General features: G+C 68.1%; 26 protein-coding genes. 1 reads left to right on the forward strand and 25 read right to left on the reverse strand.

Annotation, left to right across the window (positions count from 1 at the left end; all coding sequences use genetic code 11):
• Positions 1–833, forward strand: an 833-nt coding sequence (locus tag VIW71_RS02400; protein ID WP_331620180.1) for a hypothetical protein, incomplete at its 5' end; no start/stop codon positions are given.
• 194 nt (positions 834–1027) lie between these two features.
• Here the strand turns inward: VIW71_RS02400 and truA are convergent.
• From truA to rpsC, 25 genes are all read right to left on the reverse strand, one after another.
• Entirely contained in the window at positions 1028–1873 is an 846-nt protein-coding gene (gene truA, locus VIW71_RS02405; protein WP_331620181.1) for a tRNA pseudouridine(38-40) synthase TruA, read from the reverse strand.
• Positions 1874–1952: 79 nt separating this feature from the next.
• Positions 1953–2477 (reverse strand): 50S ribosomal protein L17, encoded by a 525-nt coding sequence (gene rplQ, locus VIW71_RS02410; RefSeq protein WP_331620182.1) that lies wholly within the window; start codon positions 2475–2477, stop codon positions 1953–1955.
• A gap of 356 nt (positions 2478–2833) precedes the next feature.
• On the reverse strand, positions 2834–3856 hold the full coding sequence (locus tag VIW71_RS02415) for a DNA-directed RNA polymerase subunit alpha (RefSeq protein ID WP_093786121.1): 1023 nt from the start codon (positions 3854–3856) through the stop codon (positions 2834–2836).
• A 123-nt stretch (positions 3857–3979) separates the two neighbouring features.
• Positions 3980–4606, reverse strand: coding sequence for a 30S ribosomal protein S4 (rpsD, locus tag VIW71_RS02420; RefSeq protein ID WP_331620183.1), 627 nt, complete (start codon positions 4604–4606; stop codon positions 3980–3982).
• Between the two features lie 26 nt (positions 4607–4632).
• The gene (rpsK, locus tag VIW71_RS02425) at positions 4633–5037 is read right to left on the reverse strand and encodes a 30S ribosomal protein S11 (RefSeq protein ID WP_093786119.1); all 405 of its coding nucleotides are present in this window, start codon (positions 5035–5037) and stop codon (positions 4633–4635) included.
• A 68-nt stretch (positions 5038–5105) separates the two neighbouring features.
• The gene (gene rpsM / locus VIW71_RS02430) at positions 5106–5486 is read right to left on the reverse strand and encodes a 30S ribosomal protein S13 (protein ID WP_331620185.1); all 381 of its coding nucleotides are present in this window, start codon (positions 5484–5486) and stop codon (positions 5106–5108) included.
• Positions 5487–5718: 232 nt separating this feature from the next.
• The gene (gene rpmJ / locus VIW71_RS02435; RefSeq protein ID WP_003956441.1) at positions 5719–5832 is read right to left on the reverse strand and encodes a 50S ribosomal protein L36; all 114 of its coding nucleotides are present in this window, start codon (positions 5830–5832) and stop codon (positions 5719–5721) included.
• A 28-nt stretch (positions 5833–5860) separates the two neighbouring features.
• Positions 5861–6082, reverse strand: coding sequence for a translation initiation factor IF-1 (infA, locus tag VIW71_RS02440; RefSeq protein ID WP_003956442.1), 222 nt, complete (start codon positions 6080–6082; stop codon positions 5861–5863).
• A 161-nt stretch (positions 6083–6243) separates the two neighbouring features.
• Positions 6244–7080, reverse strand: coding sequence for a type I methionyl aminopeptidase (gene map / locus VIW71_RS02445; protein ID WP_331620204.1), 837 nt, complete (start codon positions 7078–7080; stop codon positions 6244–6246).
• A 164-nt stretch (positions 7081–7244) separates the two neighbouring features.
• Positions 7245–7895 carry an adenylate kinase gene (locus tag VIW71_RS02450; RefSeq protein ID WP_331620187.1) on the reverse strand — a complete coding sequence of 217 codons (651 nt, stop codon included), beginning with the start codon at positions 7893–7895 and terminating at the stop codon, positions 7245–7247.
• Positions 7895–9211, reverse strand: coding sequence for a preprotein translocase subunit SecY (gene secY, locus VIW71_RS02455; RefSeq protein ID WP_331620188.1), 1317 nt, complete (start codon positions 9209–9211; stop codon positions 7895–7897). The genes VIW71_RS02450 and secY overlap by 1 nt, the downstream gene beginning before the upstream one ends.
• Positions 9212–9413: 202 nt before the next feature.
• Positions 9414–9866, reverse strand: coding sequence for a 50S ribosomal protein L15 (rplO, locus tag VIW71_RS02460; RefSeq protein ID WP_414720628.1), 453 nt, complete (start codon positions 9864–9866; stop codon positions 9414–9416).
• A 2-nt stretch (positions 9867–9868) separates the two neighbouring features.
• Positions 9869–10051 carry a 50S ribosomal protein L30 gene (gene rpmD, locus VIW71_RS02465; protein WP_093713223.1) on the reverse strand — a complete coding sequence of 61 codons (183 nt, stop codon included), beginning with the start codon at positions 10049–10051 and terminating at the stop codon, positions 9869–9871.
• On the reverse strand, positions 10051–10656 hold the full coding sequence (gene rpsE / locus VIW71_RS02470) for a 30S ribosomal protein S5 (RefSeq protein ID WP_031524774.1): 606 nt from the start codon (positions 10654–10656) through the stop codon (positions 10051–10053). The genes rpmD and rpsE overlap by 1 nt, the downstream gene beginning before the upstream one ends.
• Before the next feature lie 76 nt (positions 10657–10732).
• Entirely contained in the window at positions 10733–11116 is a 384-nt protein-coding gene (rplR, locus tag VIW71_RS02475) for a 50S ribosomal protein L18 (RefSeq protein WP_331620191.1), read from the reverse strand.
• A gap of 2 nt (positions 11117–11118) precedes the next feature.
• On the reverse strand, positions 11119–11658 hold the full coding sequence (gene rplF / locus VIW71_RS02480) for a 50S ribosomal protein L6 (protein ID WP_331620192.1): 540 nt from the start codon (positions 11656–11658) through the stop codon (positions 11119–11121).
• A gap of 21 nt (positions 11659–11679) precedes the next feature.
• Positions 11680–12078 (reverse strand): 30S ribosomal protein S8, encoded by a 399-nt coding sequence (gene rpsH / locus VIW71_RS02485; RefSeq protein ID WP_331620193.1) that lies wholly within the window; start codon positions 12076–12078, stop codon positions 11680–11682.
• Between the two features lie 185 nt (positions 12079–12263).
• Positions 12264–12449, reverse strand: coding sequence for a type Z 30S ribosomal protein S14 (locus VIW71_RS02490; RefSeq protein ID WP_030890724.1), 186 nt, complete (start codon positions 12447–12449; stop codon positions 12264–12266).
• Positions 12450–12452: 3 nt separating this feature from the next.
• Entirely contained in the window at positions 12453–13013 is a 561-nt protein-coding gene (rplE, locus tag VIW71_RS02495; RefSeq protein WP_331620197.1) for a 50S ribosomal protein L5, read from the reverse strand.
• Positions 13013–13336: a 50S ribosomal protein L24 gene (rplX, locus tag VIW71_RS02500; protein ID WP_331620198.1), complete on the reverse strand. Its 324-nt coding sequence runs from the start codon at positions 13334–13336 to the stop codon at positions 13013–13015. Before rplX ends, rplE begins: the two co-directional genes overlap by 1 nt.
• A gap of 3 nt (positions 13337–13339) precedes the next feature.
• Positions 13340–13708, reverse strand: coding sequence for a 50S ribosomal protein L14 (gene rplN / locus VIW71_RS02505; RefSeq protein WP_069462148.1), 369 nt, complete (start codon positions 13706–13708; stop codon positions 13340–13342).
• A 189-nt stretch (positions 13709–13897) separates the two neighbouring features.
• Positions 13898–14206 (reverse strand): 30S ribosomal protein S17, encoded by a 309-nt coding sequence (rpsQ, locus tag VIW71_RS02510; protein ID WP_331620200.1) that lies wholly within the window; start codon positions 14204–14206, stop codon positions 13898–13900.
• A complete protein-coding gene (rpmC, locus tag VIW71_RS02515) occupies positions 14206–14439 on the reverse strand; it encodes a 50S ribosomal protein L29 (RefSeq protein ID WP_331620201.1) in 234 nt (77 codons plus the stop codon). The genes rpsQ and rpmC overlap by 1 nt, the downstream gene beginning before the upstream one ends.
• Entirely contained in the window at positions 14439–14858 is a 420-nt protein-coding gene (gene rplP / locus VIW71_RS02520) for a 50S ribosomal protein L16 (RefSeq protein WP_331620202.1), read from the reverse strand. Before rplP ends, rpmC begins: the two co-directional genes overlap by 1 nt.
• A 5-nt stretch (positions 14859–14863) precedes the next feature.
• Positions 14864–15495, reverse strand: a 632-nt coding sequence (rpsC, locus tag VIW71_RS02525) for a 30S ribosomal protein S3 (protein ID WP_331620203.1), incomplete at its 5' end; no start/stop codon positions are given.

Below are 15495 nucleotides of genomic sequence, written 5' to 3' on the forward strand. Positions count from 1 at the left end.
TCCCCGGCCGGCAGGCGGCGCCGGGGATCCCGGGAGCCGATCCCGGGACGCCGGACTGGGAGACGCTCGCGGAGCAGCAGGCGGCGGCCGGGGCGCGGCGGCGGAAGATGATGACGCTCACCGGGGGCGTGGTGGCGGTCGCGGTGATCGCGGGCGGCGTGGCGACCGCCGTCGTCATGTCGGGACCGAGCTCGGACGCCCCGGCCGCGGGGCCCTCGGCGAGCGGCACCGCGGTGAGCCCGCAGCCGTCGCCGCCCGAGCCCTCGTTCTCCTCCGTCGCCCCACCGCCTCCGGCGAACCCGCTGGACTACCTGTCCACCGCCCCCAAGGACACCGCGCCGCTGCTGCCGAGCACCCTCTTCCCCGGGAAGCAGTTCCTGATGAACGGGCGGGTGTACGCCAGGACGAACGCGGTCGTCACGCTCCGCTGCGCGACCGGCGCACGCTCCGTGCTCGCACGGGCGCTGACCGCGAACGGCTGCCGCAGGCTGATCCGGGCCACGTTCGTGAACGGCGGGGTGGCGGTCACCGTCGGCGTCGCGGCCTTCGACGACGCCACGCACGCCGCGAAGCTCCAGAAGGTCGCCCAGTACGTGGCGCCGCTCAACGGCGGCGGCGTCGCCGACTTCTGCCATGCGGTGGCCTGCCGGATGACGTCGAACTCGGTCGGCCGCTACGCCTACTTCGCCATCGCCGGCCTGAAGAACGGCCGGACGATCACGGCCAAGGACACCGCTGCCCTCCGGGCCGCCAACGAGGCGTCGAACTTCGCCTTCCAGCGGATCATCCAGCGCGGCCGGGACGCCGCGGCAGCAGACCCCAGCCGCGGCTGAGGCCCTCTTGTCTGCCGCCCTCTTGTCTGCCCGCCCTCTCGCCTCCGGCCGGAGGCCGCTGATGGGCACTGCGGCTCGGTGACTGCACGGCGAACCCGGCGGCGCAAGGTGATCGGAGCGGCGAACCCGGCGGTGGAAGCAGTGGAAGGTGGTCGGCGGCGAACCCCGCGGCGAGAGGCGAGCGAGGCCAGGAGCTACAGGCACCCCGGCAGGGTGCGCCGGTTGCGGGCCTCGCGGTTGCGCGCCGCGAGCAGCCCGTCGGCCGGGTAGCCGACCTCCTCAAGGGTGAGCCCGTGCGGGCGCACCACGTTGACGGCGGAGTGCCGTACCCGGCCGGCCAGGACCTCGCCGGGGAAGCCCGGCGGCCGGTGCCCGTCGCCGACCAGGATCAGCGCGCCGACCAGCGCCCGCACCATGTTGTGGCAGAACGCGTCGGCCCGCACCGTGGCCACCGCGATGCCCTCGGGCGTGCGGTCCCAGTGCAGGTCGAGCAGGGTGCGGATGGTGGTCGCGCCCTCCCGCTTCTTGCAGTACGCGGCGAAGTCGTGCTCGCCGAGCAGCAGCTTCGCGGCGGCGTTCATCGCCTCCACGTCCACTGGCCGGTCGTGCCACAGCACGTGTCCGCGCAGCAGCGGATCGACGCCGCCGGGGTGGTCGCCGATCCGGTACGCGTACCGGCGCCAGATCGCCGAGAACCGCGCGTTGAAGCCCGCGGGCGCCTGGGCCGCGCGCCAGACCCGTACGTCCCAGGGCAGCCGCCCGGCCAGCCGCCGCACCAGCTTCTCCCCCTCGGCGGCCCACACCTCCCCCGGCAGATCCACATGCGCCACCTGCCCGCGTGCGTGCACCCCGGCGTCCGTCCGGCCGGCCACCGTCAGCTCCACCGGCTCACCCAGCCGCAGCACTGTGGAGATCGCCGACTCCAGCTCCCCCTGCACGGTCCGCCGGGCCCGCTGCCTGGCCCACCCGGAGAAGTCGGCCCCGTCGTAGGACAGGTCCAGCCGTACCCGTACGAAGCCGGGTGCGGGATCGTCGCTCACGCGTAGCTCCTAGAGATCTGCTGCGGAATGCGGTACGGGCCCGCACCCCGGAGGGTACGGGCCCGCGTCGGAAGAACGCTCAGGCGTCCTTGGACTCCTCGTCCGCGTCGGCGGCCGGGGCCGCGTCCTCGGGGGCGGCGTCCTCGGGGGTCGCGTCCTGGGGCGCCTCGTCCTTCTTGAAGGCGTCCTCCTTCACCGCGCGCTGGGTGGCCGCTTCGGCCTCGCCCGTGGCCTCCTGGGCCACGGTCAGCGCCTCCACCAGCTCGATGACGGCCATCGGCGCGTTGTCGCCGCGGCGGTTACCGATCTTGGTGATCCGGGTGTAGCCACCCGGACGGTTGGCGTACCGCGGGCCGATCTCGGTGAAGAGCGTGTGCACGATGCTCTTGTCCGTGATCGTCTGCAGCACCTGGCGACGGTTGTGGATGTCGCCCTTCTTCGCCTTGGTGATCAGGCGCTCCGCGACCGGGCGCAGCCGGCGCGCCTTGGCCTCGGTGGTCGTGATGCGGCCGTGCTCGAAGAGCGACTTCGCGAGGTTCGCGAGCAGCAGCTTCTCGTGCGCGGCACCGCCGCCCAGACGGGCACCCTTGGCGGGCTGAGGCATGGTTCTTTCTCCTTCTCCGCTGCACCGGCCGTATCAGGTACCGATGTCAGTGCGAACCGGCGGCTGCCGGCTCGATGTCACCCGAGGCACACCCGGGAAACCCGACCCCGAAAGACCGAGCACCCAAGGCAGCACCCCGAAAACCCGACCCCGAAAGACCGAGCGCCGGGGCGCCCCGGAAGTCCGGGCCCGAGGGACCGAAGCCGTGCCCGGCGGCAGCCGGGGGCCGAAGGACCGCGGTTCCGCCGAGCGGGTCTGGGGCCGCTGCCCCAGAAAAACCCTCCCCGGCCCCGAAGGGGCCGGAAAGGGGGCCGGAAGCGGCGGAACCGTGGAGTCCCCGCCGACCGCCGGAGGCACTAGTACTGCTCGGTCTCCACGAAGCCCGCGTCCACGTCGTCGTCCGCCCCGAAGGCGTCCGCCGCGGCGGTGGGGTCGAATCCGGGCGGGCTGTCCTTGAGGGCCAGGCCCATCCCGGCCAGCTTCGCCTTGACCTCGTCGATCGACTTCGCGCCGAAGTTGCGGATGTCGAGGAGGTCGGCCTCGGAGCGGGCGACCAGCTCACCGACGGAGTGGATGCCCTCACGCTTGAGGCAGTTGTAGGAGCGGACGGTGAGTTCCAGCTCCTCGATCGGGAGCGCCAGGTCCGCGGCCAGGGCGGCGTCCGTCGGGGACGGGCCCATGTCGATACCCTCGGCGTCGACGTTCAGCTCGCGGGCCAGGCCGAACAGCTCGACCAGGGTCTTGCCGGCCGACGCCATGGCGTCCCTCGGCCGCATGGCCTGCTTGGTCTCGACGTCGACGATCAGCTTGTCGAAGTCGGTGCGCTGCTCGACACGGGTCGCCTCGACCTTGTACGTGACCTTGAGCACCGGGCTGTAGATCGAGTCGACCGGAATCCGGCCGATCTCCTGGCCCTGCTGCTTGTTCTGCACCGCGGAGACGTAGCCGCGACCGCGCTCGACGGTCAGCTCCATCTCCAGCTTGCCCTTGGCGTTGAGCGTCGCCAGCACCAGGTCGGGGTTGTGCACCTCGACACCGGCCGGGGGCGCGATGTCGGCTGCGGTGACCACACCCGGGCCCTGCTTGCGCAGGTACATCACGACCGGCTCGTCGTGCTCGGAGGAGACGACGAGCTGCTTGATGTTGAGGATGAGGTCGGTGACGTCCTCCTTGACGCCCGGCACGGTGGTGAACTCGTGCAGGACACCGTCGATCCGGATCGAGGTGACGGCCGCACCCGGGATCGACGAGAGGAGCGTACGACGGAGCGAGTTGCCGAGGGTGTAGCCGAAGCCCGGCTCCAGCGGCTCGATCACGAACCGGGAGCGGAATTCGTCGACGACCTCTTCGGTCAACGAGGGACGCTGAGCGATCAGCATGTGGTCGGTCCTTCAGTCGTGGGCGCCCGCTATTTGACGCCCCCTGTAACTACGAGGGTACGGGCGATACGGCGCGGGTTCGTAAAAACGTGCGCGCGCCGTACCGCCCGTGACCGGGAGCCCTTACTTGGAGTAGAGCTCGACGATCAACTGCTCCTGCACCTGGGTGTCGATCACCTGGCGCTCGGGCAGGCTGTGCACGAGAATCCGCAGCTTGCCGGCGTTGGCCTCGAGCCACGCGGGCACGGTCTTGTCGCCGGCCTCGCCCTGGGCCACCTGGAAGGGGGTCAGGGTACGGGACGACTCGCGGACCTCGACGATGTCGTTCACGGCCACCCGCGCCGACGGGATGTCGGTCTTGCGGCCGTTGACGGTGATGTGTCCGTGACGCACGAGCTGACGGGCGTGGTCGCGGGACTTGGCGAAGCCGGCCCGGTACACCACGTTGTCGAGACGGGTCTCAAGGATGCGCAGCAGGTTCTCACCGGTCTTGCCGGTCTTCTGGTTCGCTTCCTTGTAGTAGTTCACGAACTGCTTTTCGAGGACACCGTAGATACGCGCGCACTTCTGCTTCTCGCGGAGCTGAAGCAGGTACTCGCTGTCCTTGGTGCGCCCGCGTCCGTGCTCACCCGGGGGGTAAGGACGGATCTCGATCGGGCACTTCGCGCTCTCGCACTTGGCTCCCTTGAGGAAGAGCTTCTGCTTTTCCCGACGGCAACGCTTGCAGTCGGCCCCGGTGTAACGCGCCATTGTCTCGTTTCTCCTGTTTCAGCTGGTCAGACGCGGCGGCGCTTCGGCGGGCGGCAGCCGTTGTGCGGGGTCGGGGTGACGTCCTGGATCGAACCGACCTCAAGGCCGGTGGCCTGGAGGGAGCGGATCGCGGTCTCCCGGCCGGAGCCGGGACCCTTCACGAAGACGTCCACCTTGCGCATGCCGTGCTCCTGCGCGCGGCGGGCGGCCGACTCGGCGGCCATCTGCGCGGCGAACGGAGTGGACTTGCGCGAGCCCTTGAAGCCGACGTGGCCGGCCGAGGCCCAGGAGATCACGTTGCCCTGGGGGTCGGTGATCGAAACGATGGTGTTGTTGAACGTGCTCTTGATGTGGGCGTGCCCGTGAGCGACGTTCTTCTTTTCCTTGCGGCGCACCTTCTTGACTGCGCCCTGACGGCCCTTAGGAGGCATGTGTGCGTTTCTCCCGGTGGAGGTGGTCGGTCCTACAGCGAAGACCGCTTAACGAGGTCCGCTGAGGACTACTTCTTGCCCGGCTTCTTCTTGCCGGCGATGGCGCGACGCGGGCCCTTGCGGGTGCGGGCGTTGGTGTGAGTGCGCTGGCCGTGGACCGGCAGACCGCGGCGGTGGCGCAGACCCTGGTAGCAGCCGATCTCGACCTTGCGGCGGATGTCGGCCTGGATCTCGCGACGGAGGTCACCCTCGGTCTTGAAGTTCGCGTCCACGTATTCGCGGAGCTTTACGAGGTCTTCCTCGGAAAGGTCGCGCACGCGGGTGTCGGGGTTCACACCGGTTTCGTTCAGCACTTCCTGCGAGCGGGAACGCCCGATGCCGAAGACGTAGGTGAGGGCGATCTCCACGCGCTTCTCACGCGGGAGGTCAACGCCTGAAAGGCGTGCCATTTCTTGGCTCCTGATGGGGTTCGGAGGTCTTCCGCAGCACCGGCTCCCGACCGCCGACCGCTCCCGGTGTCGGCCTGATGTCGTCCGACAGCGGAGAGAAGTGGTACGGAGCGGGTCCCCGGCCTCCGCCGGGGGTGTCATCCCCTGCACGCAGGGAATGGGTGACTGCGTATCTGCGTATACGTATCCGCGTCGCGCGAAGTTCTGCGGGTGGAAGGTTGGTCGGGGTACGTCAGCCCTGGCGCTGCTTGTGGCGCAGGTTGTCGCAGATGACCATGACCCGGCCGTGGCGGCGGATCACCTTGCACTTGTCGCAGATCTTCTTGACGCTCGGCTTGACCTTCATGGGACTGAGGTTCTCCGGGTCTAGAGATCTACTTGTAGCGGTAGACGATCCGTCCGCGCGTCAGGTCGTAGGGAGACAACTCCACCACGACCCGGTCATCCGGGAGGATACGGATGTAGTGCATCCGCATCTTGCCGCTGATGTGCGCGAGGACCTTGTGACCGTTCTGCAGCTCCACCTTGAACATCGCGTTCGGCAGAGACTCGATCACGGTGCCCTCGATTTCGATGGCGCCTTGCTTTTTGGCCATGTCCTGCTTTCGGGATCGGCTACCTTGGTCGGCCCCGGACATGCCTCAAGACACGCGAGAGCCGACGTGTCAGTCTACGCCACGGCTCCGGCAAACACGAATCGGGTCTGTATGCCCACCCGGAAAGATCGTTAAGCCATGGAGTGGGGGGCGCCCCGGGGTTACCCCAGCGGATCGGGCGCGGCCGTGATCCCGTACTCCGCCAGCTTCGCCTTCCCGCCGTCCGGGGCGGTGAGGACGAGGGGGCCGGCCTCGGTGAGAGCGACGGAGTGCTCCCAGTGGGAGGACCAGGAGCCGTCGTCGGTCTTGACCGTCCACTCGTCTTCCAGGACATGGGTGCGCGGGGAGCCGAGCGTGACCATCGGCTCGATCGCCAGGCAGACACCCGGAATCAGCTTGATGCCCCGGCCGCGCTTGCTGGTGACGTAGTTCAGCAGGTGCGGGTCCATGTGCATCTGGCTGCCGATGCCGTGGCCGCCGTAGTCCTCCACGATGCCGTACTTGCCGGACGCAGGCCGCGGCTGGCGGCGGATGTAGGACTCGACCGCCCGGGAGATGTCCTCCAGTCGGTTGCCCTTGCGGAACGCGGCGATGCCGGCCCACATGGACTCCTCGGTGACCCGGCTCAGTTCGATCAGCTCCGGTGCGTGACCGGTGCCCACGAAGCAGGTGAAGGCCGCGTCGCCGTGCCAGCCTTCCACGATCGCGCCCGCGTCGATGGCGATGATGTCGCCGTCCTTGAGCACCGTCTCGCGGTCCGGGATGCCGTGCACCACGACGTCGTTGACCGAGGTGCAGATGGTGCCGGGGAAGCCCCCGTAACCCAGGAAGTTGGGCCTGGCACCGTGGTCGGCGATCACCTTGGCGGCGACCTCGTCCAGATCCTTGGTGCTGGCGCCGGGCACCGCCGCCTCCCGGGTCGCCCGGTGGACCGCCGCGACGACCAGCCCGGCCGCGCGCATCTTGGCGATCTGCTCCGGGGTCTTGATCTCCACCATCGCGGCTGATGCCTTCCTCATGTGGTCTGGGCCTGTGCGAGCCTGTTCAACCATACGGCCGTGGCGCCGCTGAGGGCACCACGGCCGTATCGCCGTACTGAATCGGGGAACAGCACACACCATCCACCCGGACCGGGCGGCTGCTCCCCCGCAGGATTGCGGGACTACTCGCGCCGCAGCGCGTCCATCGCCCGCTTCGTCACCTCGGCCACCGGGCCCAGCGCCGAGATCGTCGCCACGAGGTTCTGCTGCTTGTAGTAGTCGATGATCGGCTCGGTCTCGCGGTGGTAGACCTCAAGGCGGTTGCGGACCTTGTCCTCCGCGTCGTCCACCCGCTGGTACAGCTCGCCGCCGCACTCGTCGCAGACGCCCTCGGCCTTCGGCTTCTTGTACTCGACGTGGTAGGTGTGCGCGCTGTCGTTGCGGCAGGTACGGCGGCCGGCGATCCGCCGGACCACCTCGTCCTCGGGTACCTCCAGGTCGAGCACGCCGTCCAGCGCGATACTCCGCCGCTGGAGGTACTCGTCCAGCGCCCGTGCCTGGAACTCGTTGCGGGGGAAACCGTCCAGGAGGAAACCGTGGGCGGCGTCCGGCTGCTCCAGCCGGTCCTCCGCCATGCCGATGGTGACCTCGTCGGGCACCAGGTCGCCGGCGTCCATGTAAGCCTTGGCCTGCTTGCCCAGGTCAGTGCCCTGGCTGATGTTGGCGCGGAACAGGTCCCCCGTCGAGATGTGCGGGATCGACAGGTTCTTGGCGAGGTACGCGGCCTGCGTCCCCTTGCCTGCGCCGGGCGGTCCGACCAGGACGATTCGCATCAGCGGAGGAACCCTTCGTAGTTACGCTGCTGGAGTTGACTCTCGATCTGCTTCACGGTCTCCAGGCCGACACCCACGATGATCAGGATGCTGGTGCCGCCCAGCGGGAAGTTCCCGTCGCTCCCGTTGAAGACCGCGATGGCGATCGTCGGTACGAGAGCGATGAGACCCAGGTACAGCGACCCCGGCCAGGTGATGCGGTTGAGCACGTAACTCAGGTACTCGGCGGTGGGACGGCCGGCCCGGATACCCGGAATGAACCCACCATACTTCTTCATATTATCCGCGACTTCTTCGGGGTTGAAGGAGATCGCGACATAGAAGAAGGCGAAGAAGACGATCAAGAGGAAGTACGCCAGCATGTAGATCGGGTGGTCACCATTGGTGAAGTTGCGGCTCACCCACTGTGCCCAGCCCGCCGTCGACCCGGAGAACTGCACGATCAGCGCCGGAATGTAGAGCAGCGACGAGGCGAAGATCACGGGAATCACACCCGCCTGGTTGACCTTCAGCGGAATGTAGGTGGACGTGCCACCGTACGACCGCCGGCCGATCATCCGCTTCGCGTACTGCACCGGAATACGCCGCTGGGCCTGTTCGACGAAGACCACCAGGCCGACCATGGCCAGGCCGACCAGGATCACCGCGATGAACTCCACCCAGCCGCCGGCGATCTTGCCGGAGACCTTGATCGCCCACAGCGAGCCGGGGAAGCCGGCCGCGATGGCGACGAACATCAGGATCGACATGCCGTTGCCGATGCCGCGGTCGGTGACCAGCTCGCCCAGCCACATGATCATCACGGTGCCCGCGGTCATGGTCACGACCATGGTCACGGTGGTGAAGATCGACTGGTTGGGCACGATGTCGAACCTCTGCGGACAGCTCGAGAAGAGGCTGCCGGAGCGGGCGGTGGCCACCAGGCCGGTGCCCTGCAGCACCGCCAGTGCGACCGTGAGGTACCGGGTGTACTGGGTGATCTTCGCGGTGCCGGCCTGGCCCTCCTTCTTGAGGGCTTCCAGGCGCGGGATGACGACCGTCAGGAGCTGCAGGATGATGCTGGCCGTGATGTACGGCATGATCCCCAGCGCGAAGACCGTCAACTGGAGCAGCGCCCCGCCGCTGAACATGTTCACCAGGCCGAAGAGGCTGTTGCTGCTCTTCGTCTCGTTGATGCACTGGTTGACGACCGAGTAGTCGATGCCCGGCACCGGGACGTGCGCGCCAAGCCGGTAGACCACCACGATGCCCAGCGTGAACAGCAGCTTCTTACGCAGGTCGGGCGTCTTGAACGCCCGGGCGAACGCGGTGAGCACGGTGCCTCCTGCACCCCCCGCGCCACGGCGGAAGGACGGTCTCTGAGGTTCTGACTGATGACAGTGCCCGCCACTTTACCGGCGAGGCGGGCCCGGTAGGAATGACCAACCGCGCTGGGAAAATCACAGGGAAAGTCGGTAAAGAACGACCGGGGACGCCCTGAAGCAACTGGGCGTCCCCGGTCGGGTGACACATACCGGCTCAGACGAGCTCGGTCACGCTGCCGCCGGCAGCGGTGATCTTCTCCTTGGCGGAGCCGGAGACCGCGTCCACGGTCACCGTCAGTGCCACGGACACCTCGCCGGTGCCGAGCACCTTGACGAGCTGGTTCTTGCGCACCGCACCCTTGGCGACCAGGTCGGCCACCGTGACCTCGCCACCCTCGGGGTAGAGGGTCGCGAGCCTGTCCAGGTTGACGACCTGGTACTCGGTGCGGAACGGGTTCTTGAAGCCCTTGAGCTTCGGGAGCCGCATGTGGAGGGGCATCTGCCCGCCCTCGAAGCGCTCCGGAACCTGGTAGCGGGCCTTGGTGCCCTTGGTGCCACGACCGGCCGTCTTGCCCTTGGACCCCTCACCACGACCCACGCGGGTCTTGGCGGTCTTGGCGCCCGGGGCCGGACGGAGGTTGTGGATCTTGATCGGGTTGTCGCCCATGATCAGTCGACCTCCTCGACCGTGACCAGGTGGCGGACGGTGCGGACCATACCCCGGATCTCCGGGCGGTCCTCCTTGACCACCACGTCGTTCAGCCGCTTCAGGCCGAGCGAGCGCAGGGTGTCACGGTGGTTCTGCTTGCTGCCGATGTAGGACTTGGTCTGGGTGACCTTCAGGCGCGCCATCACACACCCACCCCGGCACGCGCGCGCAGCAGGGCCGCGGGCGCGACGTCCTCGATCGGCAGACCGCGGCGGGCGGCGATCTCCTCGGGCCGCTGCAGGCCCTGGAGCGCCGCCACCGTGGCGTGCACGATGTTGATCGCGTTGTCCGAGCCGAGGCTCTTGGACAGCACGTCGTGGATACCCGCGCACTCCAGCACCGCGCGCACCGGACCACCGGCGATGACGCCGGTACCGGGGGAGGCAGGCTTGAGCAGGACGACGCCCGCGGCCTTCTCGCCCTGGATGGGGTGCGGAATGGTGCCCTGGATGCGGGGGACCTTGAAGAAGTGCTTCTTGGCCTCCTCCACACCCTTGGCGATGGCGGCCGGCACCTCCTTGGCCTTCCCGTATCCGACACCCACGGTGCCGTCACCGTCGCCCACCACGACCAGCGCGGTGAAGCTGAAGCGACGACCACCCTTCACTACTTTGGCGACGCGGTTGATCGCGACGACCCGCTCGACGTAGGCGGTCTTCTCGGCCTGCTGGCCGCCGTCCCGCCTGTCCTTACGGTCCCGTCGCTCGCCGCCACCGGCACCGCTTCCGCGGCGCTGGGGTCCAGCCATTGGAATTACCTCTCGATCCTGTTCGCGTTTCTCCGCTAGCTACGCAGCGACATCAGTCGCTGCCGCGACGGGCGGCTCAGAACTTCAGTCCGGCTTCGCGGGCGGCGTCCGCCAGGGCGGCGATGCGCCCCGCGTACTGGTTGCCGCCACGGTCGAACACGACAGCCTCGACGCCCTTGGCCTTGGCACGCTCGGCCACGAGCTGGCCGACCTGCTTCGCCTTGGCGCTCTTGTCGCCTTCGCCGCCGCGGATGGACGCGTCGAGGGTGGACGCCGACGCGAGCGTGTGGCCCGCGAGGTCGTCGATGACCTGCGCCACGATGCCGCGGTTGGACCGCGTCACGACCAGGCGCGGGCGCTCCGCCGTACCCGAGATCCGCTTGCGGACCCGGATGTGGCGACGCTTGAGAGCGGCACCCTTGTACGCCTTGCCCTTGGCGATCTTCACACCGTATGCCATGGCTACTTACCAGCCTTTCCGACCTTGCGGCGGATGACCTCGCCGGCGTACTTGACGCCCTTGGCCTTGTACGGGTCGGGCTTCCGCAGCTTGCGGATGTTGGCGGCCACCTCGCCGACCTTCTGCTTGTCGATGCCCTCGACCGAGAACTTCGTCGGGGACTCGACCTTGAAGGAGATGCCCTCGGGGGCCTCGACGAGAATCGGGTGGCTGTAGCCCAGAGCGAACTCCAGGTCGGCGCCCTTGGCCTGGACGCGGTAGCCGACACCGCTGATTTCGAGCTGCTTGCTGTAGCCCGCGGTCACGCCGGTGATCATGTTCGCCACCAGCGTGCGGGACAGGCCGTGCAGGGCCTTCGAGACACGCTCGTCGTTGGGGCGGGTGACCAGCAGAATGCCGTCCTCGCCCTTGGCGATCTCGATCGGCGCGGCGACGGTGTGGGTGAGCGAGCCCTTGGGGCCCTTCACCGCGACCGTGCGGCCGTCGATGGTGACGTCCACTCCGGCGGGAACCGAGATGGGCAGCTTGCCGATGCGCGACATTGCTATACCTCGCTTTCCCGGTTACCAGACGTAGGCGAGGACTTCCCCACCCACGCCCTTCTTCTGCGCCTGCTGGCCGGTGAGCAGCCCGTGGGACGTGGAGATGATCGCCACGCCCAGGCCGCCGAGCACCTTCGGCAGGTTGGTGGACTTTGCGTAGACCCGCAGGCCCGGCTTGCTGATCCGCTTGATGCCGGCGATCGAGCGCTCGCGGTTCGGGCCGAACTTCAGCTCGAGGACGAGGTCCTTGCCGACCTCGGCCTCCTCGACCTTCCAGCCGGTGATGTAGCCCTCCTGCTGGAGGATCTCCGCGATGTGCGACTTGATCTTGCTGAACGGCATCGACACGTCGTCGTGGTAAGCCGAGTTCGCGTTACGCAGACGGGTCAGCATGTCTGCGATGGGGTCGGTCATGGTCATGAGTTGGCCCTAGGCCTCTCTCGCCGGGGTTTCCTGTCTGCTCCGTCCCTCTCCCCCGGTCGTGCCGGGGACGGGTGTGGTGCGGGGACCTACGGCGTAGTGGATCGGTCCTGGTGTGGGAATCCCATCCGCCGGCCCGAAGGGCCGCCCTTGAGGGGCGGCGGTCGGGTGACGGGCGGGAGGGTTTACCAAGAGCTCTTGGTCACGCCCGGCAGCTCGCCACGGTGGGCCATCTCACGAAGGCACACCCGGCACAGGCCGAACTTGCGGTAGACGGAGTGCGGCCGGCCACAGCGCTGGCAGCGGTTGTACGCGCGCACAGCGAACTTGGGCTTGCGGGCGGCCTTGGCAATGAGAGCCTTCTTCGCCACGGCTCACGCCTCCTTGAACGGGAAGCCGAGGTGACGAAGCAGGGCGCGGCCCTCGTCGTCGTTGGTCGCCGTGGTGACCACGGTGATGTCCATACCCCGGACGCGGTCGATCTTGTCCTGGTCGATCTCGTGGAACATGACCTGCTCGGTGAGACCGAAGGTGTAGTTGCCCCGGCCGTCGAACTGCTTGGGGGACAGACCGCGGAAGTCACGGATGCGCGGCAGCGCGAGCGACAGCAGACGGTCCAGGAACTCCCACATGCGGTCGCCCCGCAGGGTGACATGGGCACCGATCGGCTGACCCTCACGCAGCTTGAACTGCGCGATGGACTTACGGGCCTTGGTGACCTGCGGCTTCTGGCCGGTGATCGTGGCGAGGTCGCGGATGGCGCCCTCGATCAGCTTGGAGTCGCGGGCGGCGTCGCCCACACCCATGTTGACCACGATCTTGGTGAGGCCGGGGATCTGCATGACGTTCTCGTAGGTGAACTCGTCACGCAGCTTGCCCGCGATCTCCTCGCGGTAGCGCGTCTTGAGACGCGGTGCAGTGGTGGTGGCAGTCATCAGATGTCCTCACCGGTCCGCTTGGCAACGCGGATCTTGTTGCCGTCCTCGTCGAAGCGGTAGCCGACGCGGGTCACGACCTTCTTGCCGTCCTTCTCCACAACGAGCTGGACGTTGCTGACGTGGATCGGCGCCTCGGTGGTGATGATGCCGCCGGTCTTCGAACCGCGCTCGGTCGCGCCGGCCTTGGTGTGCTTCTTGACCCGGTTGACACCCTCGACCAGGACGCGGTCCTCGCGGGGGTAGGCCACGATGACCTTGCCCTGCTTGCCCTTGTCCTTGCCGGTGATGACCTGGACCAGGTCGCCCTTCTTGATCTTCATCGGTTAGAGCACCTCCGGCGCGAGCGAGACGATCTTCATGAACTTCTTCTCGCGCAGCTCACGGCCCACGGGGCCGAAGATACGGGTGCCACGCGGGTCGCCATCGTTCTTGAGGATGACGGCCGCGTTCTCGTCGAAGCGGATGTACGAGCCGTCGGCACGGCGGCGCTCCTTGACGGTGCGCACGACGACAGCCTTGACGACCTCGCCCTTCTTCACGTTGCCACCGGGGATCGCGTCCTTGACGGTGGCGACGATGACGTCACCGATGCCTGCGTAGCGGCGGCCCGAGCCACCGAGAACGCGGATGCAAAGGATCTCCTTGGCACCCGTGTTGTCGGCGACGCGAAGTCGCGACTCCTGCTGGATCACGTCTTTCTCCTGATCGTCTGCCGGTTCCCGGCGGGGGTCCGTGAGTCACCTCATGGACCCCCGCCGAGCCTGGCGGAACTGTCCTGCGGGGGATCCCGCAGGAATTTTCGGCCGGTCCCCGCCGCAGTCGCGTGAGTGACTCACGCGGCGCGGCCGGCACCGGTCCCGCGGGTCGCCCCGCAGGGATTACTACTTGGCCTTCTCGAGGATCTCCACGACACGCCAGTGCTTCGTCGCGGACAGCGGGCGGGTCTCCATCAGCAGGACCCGGTCGCCGATGCCCGCGGCGTTCTGCTCGTCGTGCGCCTTGAGCTTGTTGGTGCGGCGGATGACCTTGCCGTACAGGGAGTGCTTCACGCGGTCCTCGACGGCGACCACTACGGTCTTGTCCATCTTGTCGCTGACCACCAGACCCTCACGGGTCTTGCGGAAGCCGCGCTGCTCTGCACCCGCGGCGGAGCCGCTGTTGTCTGCTGTAGTCACATTCTTCTCGCTCATCAGGCGCTCTCCACGCTCTCCACCGACTCGATGCCCAGCTCGCGCTCACGCATCAGGGTGTAGATCCGGGCGATGTCCTTGCGGACGGTCTTGAGCCGGGAGTTGTTCTCCAGCTGTCCGGTGGCCGCCTGGAAGCGGAGGTTGAACAGCTCCTCCTTGGCCTCACGCAGCTTGCCGACGAGTTCCTCGTCGCCGAGCTGGCGCAGCTCGGTCGCCTTGGTACCGGCCGCCATCACGACTCACCTGCCTCGCGCCGCACGATGCGGCACTTCATCGGAAGCTTGTGGGCGGCTCGGGTGAGCGCCTCACGCGCGACCTTCTCGTTCGGGAAGGACAGCTCGAACATCACCCGTCCGGGCTTGACGTTCGCGATCCACCACTCCGGCGAACCCTTACCGGAACCCATCCGGGTCTCGGCCGGCTTCTTGGTCAGCGGGCGGTCCGGGTAGATGTTGATCCAGACCTTGCCGCCACGCTTGATGTGCCGGGTGATGGAGATACGAGCGGACTCGATCTGCCGGTTGGTCACGTAGGCGGGGGTGACGGCCTGCAGGCCGAACTCACCGAACGCCAGCTCCGTGCCGCCCTTGGCCATGCCGTCGCGCTTCGGGTGGTGCTGCTTGCGGTGCTTGACCCTACGGGGGATCAGCATGGTACTTAGCCTTCCGTTCCGGGGGTCTCCGCGGCCGGGACCTCAGCGGCGGCGGGAGCAGCGTCCGTCTTCGGCGCCTGCGCGCCCTGGACGCCTTCCGGCTGGGGACGACGGCCGCGGCCACCGCGCTCGCCACCGCGACGCTGCGGACGCTCGTTGCCACCACCGCGGGCCGGACGGTTGCCGGCGCGCGCGGCGGCGTTGTCGGCACGGACCTCGGCGATGTTCTTGACGTCGCCCTTGTAGATCCACACCTTCACACCGATCCGGCCGAAGGTGGTCTTGGCCTCAAAGAAGCCGTAGTCCACGTTGGCACGCAGGGTGTGCAGGGGAACCCGGCCCTCGCGGTAGAACTCGGAGCGGGACATCTCGGCGCCGCCGAGACGGCCACCGCACTGGATCTTGATGCCCTTGGCGCCGGCCTTCAGCGTGCCCTGCATGCTCTTGCGCATGGCACGGCGGAAGGAGACGCGGGAGGACAGCTGCTCCGCGACGGCCTGCGCCACGAGCTGGGCGTCCATCTCCGGGTTCTTGACCTCGAGGATGTTGAGCTGGACCTGCTTGCCGGTCAGCTTCTCCAGGTCGCCGCGGATACGGTCGGCCTCCGCGCCGCGGCGGCCGATGACGATGCCCGGCC

It is taken from the genome of Streptomyces sp. (genome assembly GCF_036524955.1).
Lineage (GTDB): Bacteria > Actinomycetota > Actinomycetes > Streptomycetales > Streptomycetaceae > Actinacidiphila.

Coding starts and splice junctions, on each gene's coding strand:
- rplQ (WP_331620182.1), bottom strand. CDS start 2,477: ATGCCTCAGCCCGCCAAGGGTGCCCGTCTGGGCGGCGGTGCCGCGCAC.
- VIW71_RS02415 (WP_093786121.1), bottom strand. CDS start 3,856: ATGCTGATCGCTCAGCGTCCCTCGTTGACCGAAGAGGTCGTCGACGAA.
- rpsD (WP_331620183.1), bottom strand. CDS start 4,606: ATGGCGCGTTACACCGGGGCCGACTGCAAGCGTTGCCGTCGGGAAAAG.
- rpsK (WP_093786119.1), bottom strand. CDS start 5,037: ATGCCTCCTAAGGGCCGTCAGGGCGCAGTCAAGAAGGTGCGCCGCAAG.
- rpsM (WP_331620185.1), bottom strand. CDS start 5,486: ATGGCACGCCTTTCAGGCGTTGACCTCCCGCGTGAGAAGCGCGTGGAG.
- rpmJ (WP_003956441.1), bottom strand. CDS start 5,832: ATGAAGGTCAAGCCGAGCGTCAAGAAGATCTGCGACAAGTGCAAGGTG.
- infA (WP_003956442.1), bottom strand. CDS start 6,082: ATGGCCAAAAAGCAAGGCGCCATCGAAATCGAGGGCACCGTGATCGAG.
- map (WP_331620204.1), bottom strand. CDS start 7,080: ATGGTGGAGATCAAGACCCCGGAGCAGATCGCCAAGATGCGCGCGGCC.
- VIW71_RS02450 (WP_331620187.1), bottom strand. CDS start 7,895: ATGCGAATCGTCCTGGTCGGACCGCCCGGCGCAGGCAAGGGGACGCAG.
- rplO (WP_414720628.1), bottom strand. CDS start 9,866: ATGGGCGACAACCCGATCAAGATCCACAACCTCCGTCCGGCCCCGGGC.
- rpmD (WP_093713223.1), bottom strand. CDS start 10,051: ATGGCGCGCCTGAAGGTCACCCAGACCAAGTCCTACATCGGCAGCAAG.
- rpsE (WP_031524774.1), bottom strand. CDS start 10,656: ATGGCTGGACCCCAGCGCCGCGGAAGCGGTGCCGGTGGCGGCGAGCGA.
- rplR (WP_331620191.1), bottom strand. CDS start 11,116: ATGGCATACGGTGTGAAGATCGCCAAGGGCAAGGCGTACAAGGGTGCC.
- rplF (WP_331620192.1), bottom strand. CDS start 11,658: ATGTCGCGCATCGGCAAGCTGCCCATCTCGGTTCCCGCCGGAGTGGAC.
- rpsH (WP_331620193.1), bottom strand. CDS start 12,078: ATGACCATGACCGACCCCATCGCAGACATGCTGACCCGTCTGCGTAAC.
- rplE (WP_331620197.1), bottom strand. CDS start 13,013: ATGACTGCCACCACCACTGCACCGCGTCTCAAGACGCGCTACCGCGAG.
- rplX (WP_331620198.1), bottom strand. CDS start 13,336: ATGAAGATCAAGAAGGGCGACCTGGTCCAGGTCATCACCGGCAAGGAC.
- rpsQ (WP_331620200.1), bottom strand. CDS start 14,206: ATGAGCGAGAAGAATGTGACTACAGCAGACAACAGCGGCTCCGCCGCG.
- rpmC (WP_331620201.1), bottom strand. CDS start 14,439: ATGGCGGCCGGTACCAAGGCGACCGAGCTGCGCCAGCTCGGCGACGAG.
- rplP (WP_331620202.1), bottom strand. CDS start 14,858: ATGCTGATCCCCCGTAGGGTCAAGCACCGCAAGCAGCACCACCCGAAG.